We start from the raw sequence: 14,126 nt of genomic DNA, 5'->3' as shown, positions 1-14,126 counted from the left end.
ACGGGGCGCGGCGTGCCGCCGCGCGACGATCACTGCGACGTGCGCAACTCGTCGCGCGTCTGCGTCTGCGTGCGTTCCTGTGTGCGCAGCTGGTCACGCGTGCGCGTCTGCAGCTCCTCGAGGCTGCGCAGCTGGTCGCGGATCTGGGCCTGCGTGCGCTCCTGCTCGCGCAACTGCTCGAGCGTGCGCTGCTGTTCCTGCTCCTGCTGCCGCAGCCGATCGCGCAGCGGCTGCGCCGCCTGTTCGCTCGCGCGCTGCTGCTCGCGCGTCTGCGTCAACAGGCGCTCCTGCGTGCGGATCTGCTCCTGCGTGCGTGCGATGGCCTGCTCCAGCGCGCGCAGCTGTTCGCGCGTTTGCGTCATCGCCTGCTCCTGCGTGCGGATCTGGTTGCGCGTCTGCGCGAGGGCCTGTTCCTGCGCCTGCAAGCGGGCCTGCTCGGCCGTGCGTGTCTGCGTCTGTGTTTGCGTCTTCGCCGGCGCCTGAGACGGGGGCTGCGCCTGCAGCGGCGGCGCGCCCACGGCGCCGCCACCCCCGCCCCCGCCACCGCCGCCACCCCCGCCCCCGCCGGCGGCCACTGCGGCGGTGACGGCCATGACCAACGCCGTGGTCAGGCCGACTCGACCGAATTTGCGGACTTTCATGAACGCTCTCCTGTGCACACGATCGGCATCTCGGCGCGCGCCCGTGGCGCGGCGCCGCGGACTCAACGCTTCAGCGGCGCGCAGGGATCACGCGGCGGCGTGCCCAGCGCCCGGCGGCCCTGCTCCTTGGCGCGCGCGGCCATCTGCTCGCGATGCTGCGCCATGTAGGCGACGCACTCGTCGTAGCTTTGCATCGAGCGCAAACGCGCGCGGTGCTCGTTGCGCTCCTGCGCCGTCATCATCGACCAGCCGGGCGTGTAATCGCTGCCCCAGCGGGCGCGCGGCCCGGCACCGGGCGCCGGTGCCGAAGCCGCCGGACCGCTCGCGGCGGCCGCAGGCCCGGCCTGCGGACCGGGCCCCTTGCCGGGCGGCTGGGCGAGCACCCCCGTGGCGGCCGTGGCCACGAGGACGGCGAGAACGAGTGATCTGCTGCGATGCATGACGTGTACCTCCCGACTCAATGAGACGACGCCGCAACGCTAGTGCGGTGCGTCCGCGGCCATCTTGACCGGCATCAAAAGGCCCACATGCGGCGCGGGCGCGAGCGGCGCGACGAGGGTGAGTGCCTTGCACGCCCGCCGCTGCAGCGCGACGTCAAACCGCCGGCGCGTGCGCCCGGTGTGCCGGCGCAGCGCCGCAGCCTGATCGCCAGCGGTGCGCGTCAAGCCGCAGCCACACGACGCGGTTAACCTCGACCGCAATGCGGGGCGGCAGGTGGTCCGCGGAGGAGAAGGCATGAAGGTGATCCGGCTGGAGCGCTGGGCCGATTTCGTCGACCTGACGTCGGCGCAGGCCGGCTGGGCGTTCCGCGGCGAGACCTCGGCGCAGTGGCCGCTGGTCAGCTCGCTGACGCGGCGGCTGCAGACGTACTGCGACGACAAGTCGCTGTGGCCGCTGCGCGAGGAGCGCGCGCTGCGCATCTTCCGCCGCAAGGCGCACATCCACCTCGCCGACCGCAGCGCACTCGACGACGACCTGCGCTGCCTCGCGCTGATGCAGCACCACGGCGCGCCGACGCGGCTGCTCGACTTCACGAAGTCGCCGTACGTGGCCGCCTTCTTCGCGCTCGAGGACGCCACCGGCGACGCCGCCGTCTACGCGCTGAACACGCCGGTGCTGTGGACCGCGACGCCGGCGTTCGACCCGACACTCACGCGCGAGCGCATCGACCCGCGCATGGCCGGCAACTACGCGCGCTACTTCCTCGGCAACCGCTGGCCGGTGCTGTGGTGCGGCGAACCCTCCGAAATGGACCGCCGCCTCGTCGCGCAGTCGGGCCTGTTCGTCGTGCCCGGCGTGCTCGACGAGCCGCTCGAGCGCATCCTGCAGCACTACGGCCGCACCGACGAGCTGATCGTCAAGATCGTGCTGCCGTTCGCGATGCGCGCGCAGGCCATGAGCGCGCTGTACCGCATGAACGTGACCAACGCGTCGCTGTTTCCCGACCTCGAGGGGCTCGCCCGCGCCACCGCGTACGAGCTCGAGGTCGTCTGGGAGCGGCTGATCGACGAGTACCGCGCGCGCCAGGGCGCGCTCGATGCGCCGGCCGCGCCGCAGCGCTGAGCAGGGCCGCGTGCCGGCGGTGGGCGCACACCGGCGCCGCGTGACGAATTGCCGCCCGCGCGCCGCGCTGTTCACGCGATCGCTGCGCCCCGCGCGCCGGGATGATCGCTGCCAGCCGCCTTCCGCCGCACTTCAGCCGCAGCCCCGCGTGCCGATAACGCTGCCATGTTTTCCAGCCTGCTCCAGCGACTCGTGCCCGCCGCACCACCCGCGGCGACGAGTCGCCTGTTCAGCCGCATCGAGGTCTGCCCGCCGGCCGCGCAGCCGGCGTGGTGGACCCGCGCCGGCGCGTGGCTGCGTGGCGGCCACGACGCCGCGGTGACGCGACCGGACGCCCGCCTCGCGGCGGTGCGCGCCGAGTTCGCCGACGCGATCGCCGACTGCGTCGACGACGCCGTCAGCGTCGTGCCCGGCGACGTGCTGATGCGCATCAACACCGCGCGCTCGCTGCGCGACCTGTGGCACCTGCGCCCGGCGCTGTACCACGTGATCGCGCTGCGCCACAGCCAGTGCGAGGCCGAGCAGCGCCTGGCGCGGCTGAACCGCCACTTCCCGACGCGCGCGCCGCGCTCGGGCTTCGCGCCGCTCGACGCCTGACGGCGGCGGCCGCCGCCCCCGCGTCGTCCCGGCGCCCGTGCGACGCTGGGGCGACAATCGTCGCCGGCCATGAACATCATCATCCTCGACGACTACCAGGACGCGGTGCGCAAGCTCAAGTGCGCCGCCAAGCTCGAGCCGTACCACGCCAAGGTCTACACCAACACGGTCAAGGGCATCGGGCAGCTGTCGGTGCGGCTGCGCGACGCCGAGGTGCTGGTGCTGATCCGCGAGCGCACCCACTTCCCGCGCCAGCTGCTCGAGAAGCTGCCGCGGCTGCGGCTGATCTCGCAGACCGGGCGCGTGGGGCCGCACATCGACGTCGAGGCGTGCACGCGGCTGGGCATCGCGGTGGCCGAGGGCGTCGGCGACCCGACCGCACCGGCCGAGCTGACGTGGGCGCTGATCCTGGCCGCGATGCGCCGGCTGCCGCAGTACATCGGCAACCTCAAGCACGGCGCGTGGCAGCAGTCGGGGCTGAAGGCGGCGTCGATGCCGCCGAACTTCGGCATCGGCATGGTGCTCAAGGGCCGCACGCTGGGCATCTGGGGCTACGGCAAGATCGGCCGGCTGGTGGCCGGCTACGGCCGCGCGTTCGGCATGCAGGTGCAGGTGTGGGGCAGCGAGGCCTCGCGCGCGGCCGCGCGCGCCGACGGCTTCGCCGCCGCCGCGAGCCGCGAGGCCTTCTTCGAGAGCAGCGACGTACTCACGCTGCACCTGCGGCTGGTCGACGCCACGCGCGGCCTCGTCACGCTCGACGACCTCGCGCGCATGAAGCCCACCGCGCTGTTCGTCAACACGTCGCGCGCCGAACTCGTCGAGGACGGCGCACTCGTCTCGGCGCTCAACAAGGGACGCCCCGGCATGGCCGCCATCGACGTGTTCGAGAGCGAACCGATCCTGCAGGGTCACCCGCTACTGCGCCTCGAGAACGCGGTGTGCACGCCGCACATCGGCTACGTCGAGCTCGACAGCTACGAGAAGTACTTCGGCGCCGCGTTCGACAACGTCGTCGCCTTCATCGAGAACCGCCCGACGAACATCGTCAACCCGGATGCGCTGAAGGTGATGCGGTGAGCGCCGCGCCGCCGTCGCCGTCGGCCGCGCGCTGGGCGCTGCTGGCGGGCAACTTCGCGATCGGCTGCGGCGTGATGGTCGTGCCCGGATCGCTCAACGACCTCGTGCGCTCGCTGGGCGTCAGCGTCGCGCTCGGCGGGCAGCTGATCGCCGCGGCCGCCGTCGTGATGGCGGTGGGCGCGCCGCTGATGGCCGCCCTCGTCGGTGGCTGGGACCGCCGCGTGCTGCTCGTGGCCTCGCTCGCGTGGTACGCGCTCGGCCACGCGCTGGCCGCCGTCGCGCCGACCTACACGGCGTTGCTGCCGCTGCGCGCGGCCACCGTGCTCGCGGCCGCGGTGTTCACGCCGCAGGCGGCCGCGGCGATCGGCGCGATGACGCCGCCGGCCGAGCGCGGGCGCGCGATCACGTTCGTCTTCCTCGGCTGGTCGGTCGCCTCGGTGGTCGGCATGCCGGTGCACGCGTGGATCGGCGAGACTTTCGGCTGGCGCTGGGCGTTCGCGCTCGTCGCGGCGCTGGCTGCCGGCGGCGCGTGGTGTGTGTGGCGCGCGATGCCCGCGGGCGTGAGGCCGCCGGCGCTGAACCTGGGCGACTGGCGCGCCGTCGTCACGCACCCGGTGCTGATGGCGATCGTGCTCGTCACCGCGCTGTCGGGTGCCGGTCAGTTCACGCTGTTCTCGTACTTCGCGCCGTACTACCGGCAGGTGCTCGGCGCGAGCCCGACCGAAGTGAGCCTGCTGTTCTTCTGGTTCGGCGCCTTCGGCCTGCTGGGCAACGTGCTGCTCGCGCACCACGTCGACCGCATCGGCGCCGCACGCGCGGTGTTGTGGCTGCTCGCGTGCATCGCCGTGTCGATGGCGGCGTGGCCGCTGGCCGGCGGCGTCGTCGCGATGGCGGTGGTCCTGGTGCCGTGGGCGCTGGGCTGCTTCGCGTCGAACTCGGCACAGCAGGCGCGGCTGGGCATCGCGGCGCCCGCGCTCGCGCCGGCGCTGCTCGCGCTGAACACGTCGGCGATCTATGCCGGCCAGGCGATCGGCGCGGCCGGCGGTGGCGCGGCGGTGGCCGCGCGTGAGGCCGCCGGCGCGACGGCGGCCGCCGCCTACGCCACGTTGCCGTGGATCGGACTGGCGTGGCTGGCCGCGGCGATCACCCTCAGCGCGTGGGCGCAGCGCCAGCGCGTGGCGAGCGCGCCGCGATGACCAGCGTATGACGGCAGCGCCCGGGCGACCCGAGCGCCCTACCCCCTACACTCGGGCTCCGCTGCACACTGCCTGCGCTGCCCCGCGATGACACGACGGCCCGCCAGCCCCCGTCCCCGGCACGCGCTGCCGCGTCGCCGACGCTCGCGCGCAGGGGCCTGGCGATGACGCTGCGCTGGCGCCACCTCGCAGCGATCACGGTGATCGCCATGCTCGCCGTCGGCGGCGGCGGCGCGCTGTGGGTGCAGTCCGAGCGTGCCGACGACGAGCTGCGCACGCGGGCGCTGGACGACGCCGCCAAGCGCGGCCTGCAGGTGGGCAGCGCGATGGCCGGGCGCATCGACGCGCTCGTCGGCGGCATGGACGTCGGGCTGCAGCGCGTGCGCGACGCCTGGCTCGCCGCGGGCGGCGCGGCCGATGCAGCCGCGGCGGTCGACGCCGTCGCACGCAGCGTCGTCGACGCGCTGCCGCGCGGGCTGGCGGCGTACCTGTCGGTGGTCGATGCAAACGGACGCGTCGTCTACGCGACGGTCGACGGCGCGCTCGGCGTGGACGTCGGCGACCGCGAGCACTTCCGTGAGCAGCAGCGCGCCAGCGACGACCGGCTGCGCATCGGCGCGCCGATGCGCGCGCGGCTCGTCGACGGCTGGACGTTCATCGTCAACCGGCCGCTGAGGCGCGACGGGCGGTTCGCCGGCACCGTCAACCTGTCGGTCGACACCGAGGGGCTCGCGCGCGAGCTCGCCGCCTTGCAGCTGGCGCCGGGCGAGATCGTCGCGCTCGTCGACGGCCATGGCCGCCTGCTCGCGCGCACCCCGAATCACGCCAGTGCGGTGGGCACCGTGATGCCGGCCGACCGGCCGTTCCTCGCCCCCGGCGCCGCGGCGCAGGGCACGTACCGCGCGGCGAGCCGCGTCGACGACGTGCCGCGCCTGTTCGCCTGGCAGCGGCTCGGGGGCCGCGGCCTGACGCTCGTCGTCGGCCTGTCGGAAGACGCGATCCTCGCGCCGCTCGATGCGCAGCGCGCGCGCCATCGCGCGATCAACGCGACCGTCTGGGCGTTGCTGCTGCTGCTCGGCGCGGTCGCGGCGGTGCTCGTGCGGCGCGAAGCCGGCCGGCAGGCGCAAACGCAGGCCCAGCTCGAGCGCAGTCACGCGCGCCAGGCGCTGATCGCCGAGCTCGCCACGCTGCCGGCGGTCGCCGACGGCGACGTCGAGGCCGTCGCCGCCTTCGTCACCGAGCGCGCGTCGGCCGCGCTCGGCACGCCGCGCGCCGGCGTGTGGCTGTTCGACGCGGCCGCGCGCACGCTCGTGTGCCGCGACCTGTACACCTCGCGCACCGGCGGGCACGAGCACGGCGCGACGCTCGACGCCGACGCCGTCGCCGCCGAATTCGAGTGGCTGCGCCGCTCGAAGGTCCTGGCCGCCGAAGACGCGCTCGCCGACCCGCGCACCGCCGCCTACGCCGACCGGTATCTGCGCCCGCTGGGCATCCGCGCGCTGCTCGACGTCGGTCTGTGGCGCGGCGACGCACCGGCCGGCATCCTGTGCTTCGAGCGCTTCGACGGGCCTCACCGCTGGCCGGCCGACGACATCGCGTTCGCCTGCCAGGTCGCCGACCAACTGTCGCTGGCGCTGAGCAACGAGCGGCGCCGGCGCACCGAAGACGAACTGCGCCGCAAGGAGGCGCAGCTCGCCGAGGCGCAGCAGATCGCGCGCGTGGGCAGCTGGGACCTCGACCTGGCCAGCGGCCGCGCGTCGTGGTCGGCCGAGGAATTCCGCCTGCTCGGGCACGAGCCCGGTGCCGTCGAGCCCGGCGTCGAGGCCTTCATGGCCGCCGTCCACCCCGACGACCGCGAGCGCGTCGCCGCCGCGATGCAGCGCGCGATGACGCCGGGCAGCGACGGCCGCTACGCGGTCGAGCACCGCGTGCGCACGCCGGCCGGCGAGCGCATCGTCGACGAGCGCGGGCAGGTCGTGTTCGCGGCCGACGGCCGCGCCGAGCGCATGATCGGCACGACGATGGACGTCACCGAGCGCAAGCGCACCGAGCGGCTGCTCGCCGCGATCAACGAGGCGCAGGCGCGCTTCATCGCTCGCGCCCCCGAGGGCGAGATCTTCGGCGGGCTGCTCGCCGCCACACTCTCGCTCACCGAGAGTGAATACGGTTTCATCGGCGAGGTGCTGCGCACGCCCGACGGGCGGCTCACGGTCAAGGCGCACGGCCTCGACGCCGCCGCCCCGATGGTCGAGACGCGACGTCTGCTCGAGCAGCACGCGCCGAGCGACATGGTGTTCGGCAACCTCGACAACCTGTTCGGGCGCGTCGTCACCGAGCGCGCGTTCGTCGTCGCCAACGACGTCGCGCGCGACGCGCGCGCGGCGGGCACGCCGCCGGGACACCCGCCGATCCGCAACTTCATGGGCGTGCCGCTGACCGAAGGCGACGAGGTGCGCGGCCTGATCGCGCTGGCCAACCGCGCCGGCGGCTACGACGCCTCGATGCTGCCGGCGCTGCAGCCGCTGATGACGGCGTGCGTCAACATGTTCGGCTCGCTGCAGGTCGAGCGCGAGCGCGCCCAGGCGCAGGCGGCGCTCAACGCGCTGAACGCGACGCTGGAGGCACGCGTGGCCGAGCGCACCGCCGAGGCCGAGCAGGCGCGACGTGAAGCCGAGCGCGCGAACGCCGCGAAGAGCGATTTCCTGTCGCAGATGAGCCACGAGCTGCGCACGCCGCTCAACGCGGTGCTCGGTTTCTCGCAGCTGCTCGAGATGTCGCCGCTGCGCAGCGATCAGGCGGCGCACGTGCGCGAGGTGCTGCGCGCCGGGCGCCAGCTGCTCGAGCTGATCGACGAGATCCTCGACCTCGCGCGCGTCGAGGCGGGCAAGGTCAGGCTCGCACCCGAGCCGGTCGCGCTCGGCGCGCTGGCCGCCGAGTGCGCGCAGATGCTGCGCCCGATCGCGCAGCAGGGCGACGTCGCGGTGCACGTGGCCGTCGACCCGGCCGCGGTCGTGCACGCCGACCGCGCGCGGTTGCGCCAGGTGCTGCTGAACCTGCTGACCAACGCCGTCAAGTACAACCGGCGCGGCGGCGAGGTGACCGTCGACGCCCAGTGCACGCCCGCGCCAGCGGCGGCAGGGGGCGACGCCGGCGGCTGGGAAGTGCGCGTCACCGACACCGGCGCGGGGCTGACCGAGGACCAGATCGGGCGCCTGTTCCAGCCGTTCGAGCGGCTCGACGCCGCGCGCTCGCGCGTCGCCGGCACCGGCATCGGCCTGAGCGTGTGCAAGCGGCTCGTCGAGCTGATGGGTGGGCGCATCGGGGTGCGCAGCGAGCCCGGACGCGGCAGCACGTTCTGGTTCTGGCTGCCAGGCGCCCGTGCCGAGGCCGGCGCCGACCCGGCAGCCGCCGCCGCGTCCGCCGCCTCGCCGCCGCCGCTGGCGGCGCCGCGCGGACGGCCGCGACGCGTGCTGTACGTCGAAGACCACCCGGCGAACCAGCGCCTGCTGGCCGACGCACTGGCGCCGCGCGGCGACGTCGACCTCGCGATCGCCGGCGACGCCGACGCCGCGCTCGAGGCCGCCGCGAGCGCGCCGCCCGACCTGCTGCTGCTCGACATCCAGCTGCCCGGCTGCGACGGCTACGAGCTGCTGCGGCGCCTGCGCACGATGGGCTGCGACGCGCCGGCGGTGGCGGTCAGCGCCAACGCGATGCCGGCCGACGTCGCGCGCGGGCGCGCCGCCGGCTTCGTCGAATACCTGGCCAAGCCGCTCGACCTGCGGCAGTTGCTCGACGTCGTCGAGGCGCAGCTCGAGGCGCGGCGCGCGGCCACCGCCTGAACGGGGCCGCGCGGCGCGTCGCCGGCGCCCCCTCTCAGCGCCGCAGCATCGCGACCAGCGCGGCGGCCGCGACGGCAGCCAGCAGCGCCGGAAAGCCCCAACCCGGCGCCCACTGCAGCGCCGCCGCGCCGAGCGCCGGCGACAGCATCGCGCCCACCGTGTACGACAGCACGAGCACCGCGGTCGCGTTGACGAGCGCGGTGCCCTGGTGGCGGTGGCCGATCTCGATCATCGCGAGCGTGTACAGGCCCCCGCCCGCACCGCCGCAGACGAAGGCCACCGCCCCGGCCAGCCACGGCCACGCGCCGACCCACGGCAGCGCGAGCGTCGCGGCGAGCGTCGCCGCCGCGCAGCCGATGGCCACCGCGCGGCGCGGCAGGCGGTCGCTCGCCTCGCCGAGCGGCAGCATCATCAGCGTGCCGCCGAGCCCGCTGGCCGACACCAGCAGCGCCGCCGCCGCGGCCGTGAAGCCCATCGCGAGGCCGTACAGCGGCAGCACACCGGCCAGCCCGCTTTCGAAGAAGCCGCCGGCCAGTCCGGCGACCATCACCGCCGGCGCCGCACGCAGCGCATCGACGACGCCGTGCAGGCCCAGCCGCGTCGCGCCGTCGTGCGCAGTCGGTGCCAGCGGCGGTAACGCCAGGCTCCACGCGAAGCCGACGGCCACCAGCGCGATCGCCGTCCAGCGCGAGCGCTCGGCCGCGTCGCCGTCGGTGCCCACGGCAGCCAGCAGCGCCGGGCCGAGCACGAAGGTGAGACCCACCATCGTCTCGAACAGCGCGACGACGCGCCCGCGCCGGTGCGGCGGCGCGAGTTCGGCCACCGTCGCCTCGGCGACGATCCAGCGCAGCGCCGCCGCGATGCCGGCGACGAAGTACAGCGCCGCCCACAGCGCGAGCGACGTGCTCAGCGTGATGCCCAGCAGCGTCGCCAGCGGCACCGCGACGCTGGCGATCAGCGCGTGCCGCCGCCCGAGCCAGCGCACCCAGCGCGCCGCGAACGGCGTCGCCGCGCCGATGCCCAGCCACAGCGCGGCACTGAACAGGCCGGTCGTCGCGGTGTCGAGCCCGCGCGCCTTCAGCGTGAACAGCAGCAGCGGCGCGAACATGAAGAAGCCTGTCAGCTCGAAGAACGTCGAGCCGAACAGCGCGAACAGGCCGCGCCGGCGCAGCGCAGGCGCGAGGTCGGCGCTCGCCGCCGGGGGCGCGGGCAACGGGTGCACGGGCCGGGTGCGCTCGTCGCGCTCAGGCGTCCTTGGTGCCGAAGATCTTGTCGCCCGCGTCGCCGAGGCCGGGGATGATGTAGCCGTTGGCGTCGAGGTGGCTGTCCACCGCCGCGGTCCAGCAGCGCACGTCGGGGTGCGCGCGCTCGAGCGCGGCGATGCCCTCGGGCGCGGCCACGAGCACGAGCGCGCGCACGTCGCGGCAGCCGCGCGCCTTGAGCAGGTCGACGGTGGCGATCATCGAGCCGGCGGTGGCCAGCATCGGGTCGACGATCAGCGCGGTGCGCTCGTCGAGGTGGCCGACGAACTTCTCGAAGTAGTGCTCGGGCTGCAGCGTGTCGTGGTTGCGGCTCAGCCCCACGACGCTGATCTTCGCGTTGGGCACCATCTGCAGCACGCCGTCGAGCATGCCCAGCCCCGCACGCAGGATCGGCACCACGGTGACCTTGCGCCCGGCGATCTGCTGCACCTCGATCTCGCCGCTCCAGCACTGGATGCGCCGCGGCTCGAGCGGGAAGTCGGCCGTGGCCTCGTACGCGAGCAGCGCGGCGAGCTCGCCGGTGATCTCGCGGAACTTCTTCGTGCTGACGTCGGCCTCGCGCAGCAGGCCGATTTTATGCTGGACGAGGGGGTGCCGGACGGTGATGACGGGCATGGCGGATGCGCAAGAGCGTGGTGGGTACGGCGTCGGCACCAAGGCGCCGACGACGGGTGAGCGGCTGCGGCGTCCAGCGGACGCCGCGGATCCGGCTTCGCCGGTCCGCCGGCGTCGCCGCCTCGAGGGGCAGCGCCCCAGGTGCTACGGGGTGGGTCGCTGAAGTGTATCGAGCAGCCGCGGCAGCACGCCGGCGGCCGTGCCGCGCAGCACCCAGTGCGCCTGGTCGTCGATCTCGCTCGCGTCGGGGTTGACGATGGCCACCTGCGCGCCGGCGCGGCGCGCGACGTGCGCGAGCCCCGCGGCCGGCCACACCGCGCCCGACGTGCCGACGACGAGCATCACGTCGCACGCGCGCGCGGCGCGCTCGGCCGCGTCGAGCGCGCGCTCGGGCAGCGCCTCGCCGAACCAGACGACCGCCGGGCGCACTAGGTTGCCGCACGCGCTGCAGCGCGGCGGGCGGCCCGCCGCCGCGGTGGCGGGGTCGCAGGCCCGGCCGCGCGGGCACGGCTCGAGCCAGCGGTCGGTGAGGATGTCGCCGTGCAGGCGGATCGTCTCGGGCCAGCCGGCGCGCTGGTGCAGGTCGTCGACGTTTTGCGTCACGAGCGTGAGCACGCCGGGGCGACGCCGGCCGAACGCGGCGAGCGCGAGATGGCCGGCGTTGGGCTGCGCCGCGCGCACGCCCGCGCGCCGCTCGGCGTACCAGTCCCACACGCGCTGCGGGTCGGTGCGGAAGCCCTCCTCGCTCGCGAGCTGCGCCGGGTCGAACTTCGACCACAGCCCGGTGGCCGCATCGCGAAACGTCGGGATGCCGCTTTCGGCGCTCATCCCGGCGCCGGTCAGCACGCACACGCGCCGCGCCGCGTCGAGGTGCGCGCGCACGGCGGCGAGCGCGGCGGGGTCGAGCACGCCGCCGGCCATCTGGTCAGCCGCGCTGGCGCACCGCCTCGTACAGGCAGATGCCGGCCGCGACCGAGACGTTCAGGCTCTCGACCGCGCCCTTCATCGGGATGCGCACGAGCAGGTCGCAGGTCTTGCGCGTGAGCTGCCGCATGCCCGGCCCCTCGGCGCCGAGCACGAGCGCGAGCGGCCCCGACAGGTCGGCCTCGTACAGCGTCAGCGCGGCGTCGTCGGCAAGGCCGACGACGCGGATCGAGCGCTCCTTCAGCTCGGTGAGCGACCGCGCGAGGTTGGTCACCATCAGGTACGGCACCGTCTCGGCGGCGCCGCTCGCGACCTTGGCCACCGTCGCGTTCAGTCCCACCGCGTGGTCCTTCGGCGCGATCACCGCGTGCACGCCGGCGCCGTCGGCCACGCGCAGGCACGCGCCGAGGTTGTGCGGATCGGTCACGCCGTCGAGCGCGAGCACGAGCGGCGGGCCCTGCACCGCATCGAGCAGGTCGTCGAGCGAATGGACCTGCGGCAGCGGCTTCACGCGCGCGACCACGCCCTGGTGGCGCGGGTTGCCGACGAGGCGCGTGAGCTGCGCGTCGTCGCTGTCGACGACGCCGATGCCGGCGTCGCGCACGCGCTGCACGAACTGGCGCATGCGCGCGTCGCGCCGCGTGGCGTCGACGTGCACCTCGATCACGCTGTCGGGCGCCGTCTTCAGGCGCACGCCGACGGCGTGGAATCCATACAGCACTTTGGCGGCCATGCGGCGATGGTAGCCGCGCGCGCCGCAGGTTCGGCCGCAGCGGCTCGAAATCGGACCCGCCTTCGGTGAGCCGTCCGAGGGTGTCCGAGCGGCCGCCGCGGATCCGGCTGCGCCGGTGCGCCGGCGGCGCTTGCCGGCCGCGCCGGTCCTCGCGGCCCGGCCGCTCGCCAGTCACGAAACGTCCGCCGGACCTTCCGACTCCGGGCTCGCCCCCTCGAGGCGGCAGCGCCGAAGGCGCTGCGGGGGTGGTCCCTCTACGCGCGCAGGTGCAGCGGCAACGCCGCCGCGTCGTCGGCCGGCGCGGGTGCAAAGCGCGTGCCGGGTGCGTCGTTGGCGAGCGACCGCATCTCGGCGTAGACGTCGGCCAGGCGCGACGCTGGCACGCGCATCAGGTGCAGCGACATCGACAGCGGCGTCACCGGCCGCGTCGGCCGCTCGTCGGTGGACAGGGGCCGCGCCGCCGCCGCCGGTTCGACCGGCGCGACCGCGGTGACGGCCTTCGATGCCTGCGCGACCGGCGTCAGCGCGAGCCCGGTGGGCGAGGGTGGAGCGATCGAGAAGGTCATGGCGGCACCGTGAGGGGAAACGGCTTGACGAAGCTATCGGCCCACTGAAGCAGGACTTGAGGGGTTTTCACCCCCCATTTCCGTGACGGCCGGCGTGACCGACGTCACGACACGTAACGCCAGGCCAGGATCGCGCCGATCAGCACCGGCTGGTGCAGCATGTAGAAGGTGAGCGGCCAGCGGCCCAGCGCCGCCAGCGGCTGCGCGAAGCGGGGCACGGCCGCCGCCAGCACGCCGCGCCGGTTTGCCAGCAGCCACTGCCCCACCGCGAGCCCCCACAGCATCACGCCGAGCCACGGCAGCAGCGGCACGTAGTCCTCGGTGATCGGCTTGCGCGTCACGAGGCCGACCCAGTTCGTCCACCGCGTGTCGAAGAACGGGTGCTGCACGAGGTGCGGCAGCGCGATCGCCACCGCGCCGAGCGGCCACAGCCCGGCGCGCAGCGGCGCCGCGAAGCGCGCGACGACGAGCATCAGCGCGATGCCGTGCAGCACGCCGAAGCTGATCCAGCTGGCCGGAAACATCAGCGCCGAACCGGCCGAGACGAGCACCGCGCAGCCGGCGACCTGCGCCCAGCGGCGCCAGAAGCGCGCGGCCGGCTGGCCGGCGTCGAGCGCGAGCGCCTGCCCGAGCCCGGCGGTGAACAGGAACAGGCTGACGATCGCGGTGCGCTGCAGTGTCCACAGCGGGTCGCGGTAGAAGTCCTGCCGCGGCTCGAGCAGGCCGAAGTGGTTGAGGTCGAACGCGAAGTGGAACGCCGCCATCCACAGCATCGCGGCGCCACGCAGCGCGTCGACGCGGTCGAAGCGTTCGCGGGGCACGGCAGCGGCGGCGGGGGCGGTCACGGCGCCGACGATACCGCGCGCCGCGGCCGCCACGACGCGCGGGCGGCGGCTCAGAGCTTGTGAATCATTCGATCGGTGCTGAGCGCTGATCGAGTGGCGTTGATCGCGCGCGGTGTCGACGCCGGCATCGGCCGCACGCGACCCTTCGCCCATCCAGCACCCGCAGGGCGGTCGCGAGGCAGGGTTTTGCCGGGGTTTTCGCGGTTCATACAGTCCTTGCGGCTGCGGCAGACGCAGTTGGGCCCAGACCCAGCAACTGTGGCGCCAG

At 74.6% G+C, this 14,126-nt stretch carries 14 protein-coding genes; 5 read left to right on the top strand and 9 right to left on the bottom strand.

Annotation, left to right across the window (positions count from 1 at the left end):
- Positions 1-29 precede the first annotated feature (29 nt).
- The 3 genes from DRV96_RS14060 to DRV96_RS14050 form a co-directional block, all read right to left on the bottom strand.
- The gene (locus DRV96_RS14060; protein WP_162910342.1) at positions 30-641 is read right to left on the bottom strand and encodes a hypothetical protein; all 612 of its coding nucleotides are present in this window, start codon (positions 639-641) and stop codon (positions 30-32) included.
- 62 nt (positions 642-703) lie between these two features.
- Positions 704-1,081: a hypothetical protein gene (locus DRV96_RS14055; protein WP_210757054.1), complete on the bottom strand. Its 378-nt coding sequence runs from the start codon at positions 1,079-1,081 to the stop codon at positions 704-706.
- A 39-nt stretch (positions 1,082-1,120) separates the two neighbouring features.
- On the bottom strand, positions 1,121-1,306 hold the full coding sequence (locus tag DRV96_RS14050; RefSeq protein ID WP_119292201.1) for a hypothetical protein: 186 nt from the start codon (positions 1,304-1,306) through the stop codon (positions 1,121-1,123).
- Between the two features lie 70 nt (positions 1,307-1,376).
- Here DRV96_RS14050 and DRV96_RS14045 point away from each other — a divergent pair, with 70 nt between their 5' ends.
- The 5 genes from DRV96_RS14045 (at position 1,377) to DRV96_RS14025 (ending at position 8,913) form a co-directional block, all read left to right on the top strand.
- Complete coding sequence (locus tag DRV96_RS14045; protein ID WP_119292199.1) at positions 1,377-2,204, top strand: FRG domain-containing protein; 828 nt, start codon at positions 1,377-1,379, stop codon at positions 2,202-2,204.
- 165 nt (positions 2,205-2,369) lie between these two features.
- Positions 2,370-2,801, top strand: coding sequence for a hypothetical protein (locus DRV96_RS14040; protein WP_119292197.1), 432 nt, complete (start codon positions 2,370-2,372; stop codon positions 2,799-2,801).
- A gap of 69 nt (positions 2,802-2,870) precedes the next feature.
- Positions 2,871-3,878, top strand: coding sequence for a D-2-hydroxyacid dehydrogenase family protein (locus DRV96_RS14035; protein ID WP_119292195.1), 1,008 nt, complete (start codon positions 2,871-2,873; stop codon positions 3,876-3,878).
- Positions 3,875-5,074 (top strand): MFS transporter, encoded by a 1,200-nt coding sequence (locus DRV96_RS14030; RefSeq protein WP_235823408.1) that lies wholly within the window; start codon positions 3,875-3,877, stop codon positions 5,072-5,074. The genes DRV96_RS14035 and DRV96_RS14030 overlap by 4 nt, the downstream gene beginning before the upstream one ends.
- A 164-nt stretch (positions 5,075-5,238) precedes the next feature.
- Positions 5,239-8,913: an ATP-binding protein gene (locus tag DRV96_RS14025; RefSeq protein WP_119292193.1), complete on the top strand. Its 3,675-nt coding sequence runs from the start codon at positions 5,239-5,241 to the stop codon at positions 8,911-8,913.
- Between the two features lie 34 nt (positions 8,914-8,947).
- Here DRV96_RS14025 and DRV96_RS14020 read toward each other — a convergent pair whose 3' ends face one another.
- From DRV96_RS14020 to DRV96_RS13995, 6 genes are all read right to left on the bottom strand, one after another.
- Positions 8,948-10,126, bottom strand: coding sequence for an MFS transporter (locus DRV96_RS14020; protein ID WP_162911063.1), 1,179 nt, complete (start codon positions 10,124-10,126; stop codon positions 8,948-8,950).
- A 31-nt stretch (positions 10,127-10,157) separates the two neighbouring features.
- Positions 10,158-10,790, bottom strand: a complete 633-nt coding sequence (upp, locus tag DRV96_RS14015) for a uracil phosphoribosyltransferase (RefSeq protein ID WP_119292189.1) — start codon at positions 10,788-10,790, stop codon at positions 10,158-10,160.
- A gap of 144 nt (positions 10,791-10,934) precedes the next feature.
- Positions 10,935-11,711, bottom strand: a complete 777-nt coding sequence (locus tag DRV96_RS14010; RefSeq protein ID WP_119292187.1) for an SIR2 family NAD-dependent protein deacylase — start codon at positions 11,709-11,711, stop codon at positions 10,935-10,937.
- A 4-nt stretch (positions 11,712-11,715) separates the two neighbouring features.
- Positions 11,716-12,447, bottom strand: a complete 732-nt coding sequence (gene rlmB, locus DRV96_RS14005) for a 23S rRNA (guanosine(2251)-2'-O)-methyltransferase RlmB (protein ID WP_119292185.1) — start codon at positions 12,445-12,447, stop codon at positions 11,716-11,718.
- 254 nt (positions 12,448-12,701) lie between these two features.
- A complete protein-coding gene (locus DRV96_RS14000; protein ID WP_119292183.1) occupies positions 12,702-13,013 on the bottom strand; it encodes a hypothetical protein in 312 nt (103 codons plus the stop codon).
- 104 nt (positions 13,014-13,117) lie between these two features.
- Positions 13,118-13,858, bottom strand: a complete 741-nt coding sequence (locus DRV96_RS13995) for an acetyltransferase domain-containing protein (protein WP_259371665.1) — start codon at positions 13,856-13,858, stop codon at positions 13,118-13,120.
- Between the last annotated feature and the right edge of the window lie 268 nt (positions 13,859-14,126).

The sequence above is a fragment of the Azohydromonas sediminis genome (assembly GCF_003574675.1).
GTDB lineage: Bacteria > Pseudomonadota > Gammaproteobacteria > Burkholderiales > Burkholderiaceae_C > Calidifontimicrobium > Calidifontimicrobium sediminis.
Note: the sequence above shows the minus strand (reverse complement) of the source record. Positions and strands in the feature narration are given on the sequence as shown.

Bases quoted from the DNA above. Each gene is read 5' to 3' on its own strand.
- DRV96_RS14060 (WP_162910342.1), bottom strand. From the start codon at position 641: ATGAAAGTCCGCAAATTCGGTCGAGTCGGCCTGACCACGGCGTTGGTC.
- DRV96_RS14055 (WP_210757054.1), bottom strand. From the start codon at position 1,081: ATGCATCGCAGCAGATCACTCGTTCTCGCCGTCCTCGTGGCCACGGCC.
- DRV96_RS14045 (WP_119292199.1), top strand. From the start codon at position 1,377: ATGAAGGTGATCCGGCTGGAGCGCTGGGCCGATTTCGTCGACCTGACG.
- DRV96_RS14040 (WP_119292197.1), top strand. From the start codon at position 2,370: ATGTTTTCCAGCCTGCTCCAGCGACTCGTGCCCGCCGCACCACCCGCG.
- DRV96_RS14035 (WP_119292195.1), top strand. From the start codon at position 2,871: ATGAACATCATCATCCTCGACGACTACCAGGACGCGGTGCGCAAGCTC.
- DRV96_RS14025 (WP_119292193.1), top strand. From the start codon at position 5,239: ATGACGCTGCGCTGGCGCCACCTCGCAGCGATCACGGTGATCGCCATG.
- upp (WP_119292189.1), bottom strand. From the start codon at position 10,790: ATGCCCGTCATCACCGTCCGGCACCCCCTCGTCCAGCATAAAATCGGC.
- DRV96_RS14010 (WP_119292187.1), bottom strand. From the start codon at position 11,711: ATGGCCGGCGGCGTGCTCGACCCCGCCGCGCTCGCCGCCGTGCGCGCG.
- rlmB (WP_119292185.1), bottom strand. From the start codon at position 12,447: ATGGCCGCCAAAGTGCTGTATGGATTCCACGCCGTCGGCGTGCGCCTG.
- DRV96_RS14000 (WP_119292183.1), bottom strand. From the start codon at position 13,013: ATGACCTTCTCGATCGCTCCACCCTCGCCCACCGGGCTCGCGCTGACG.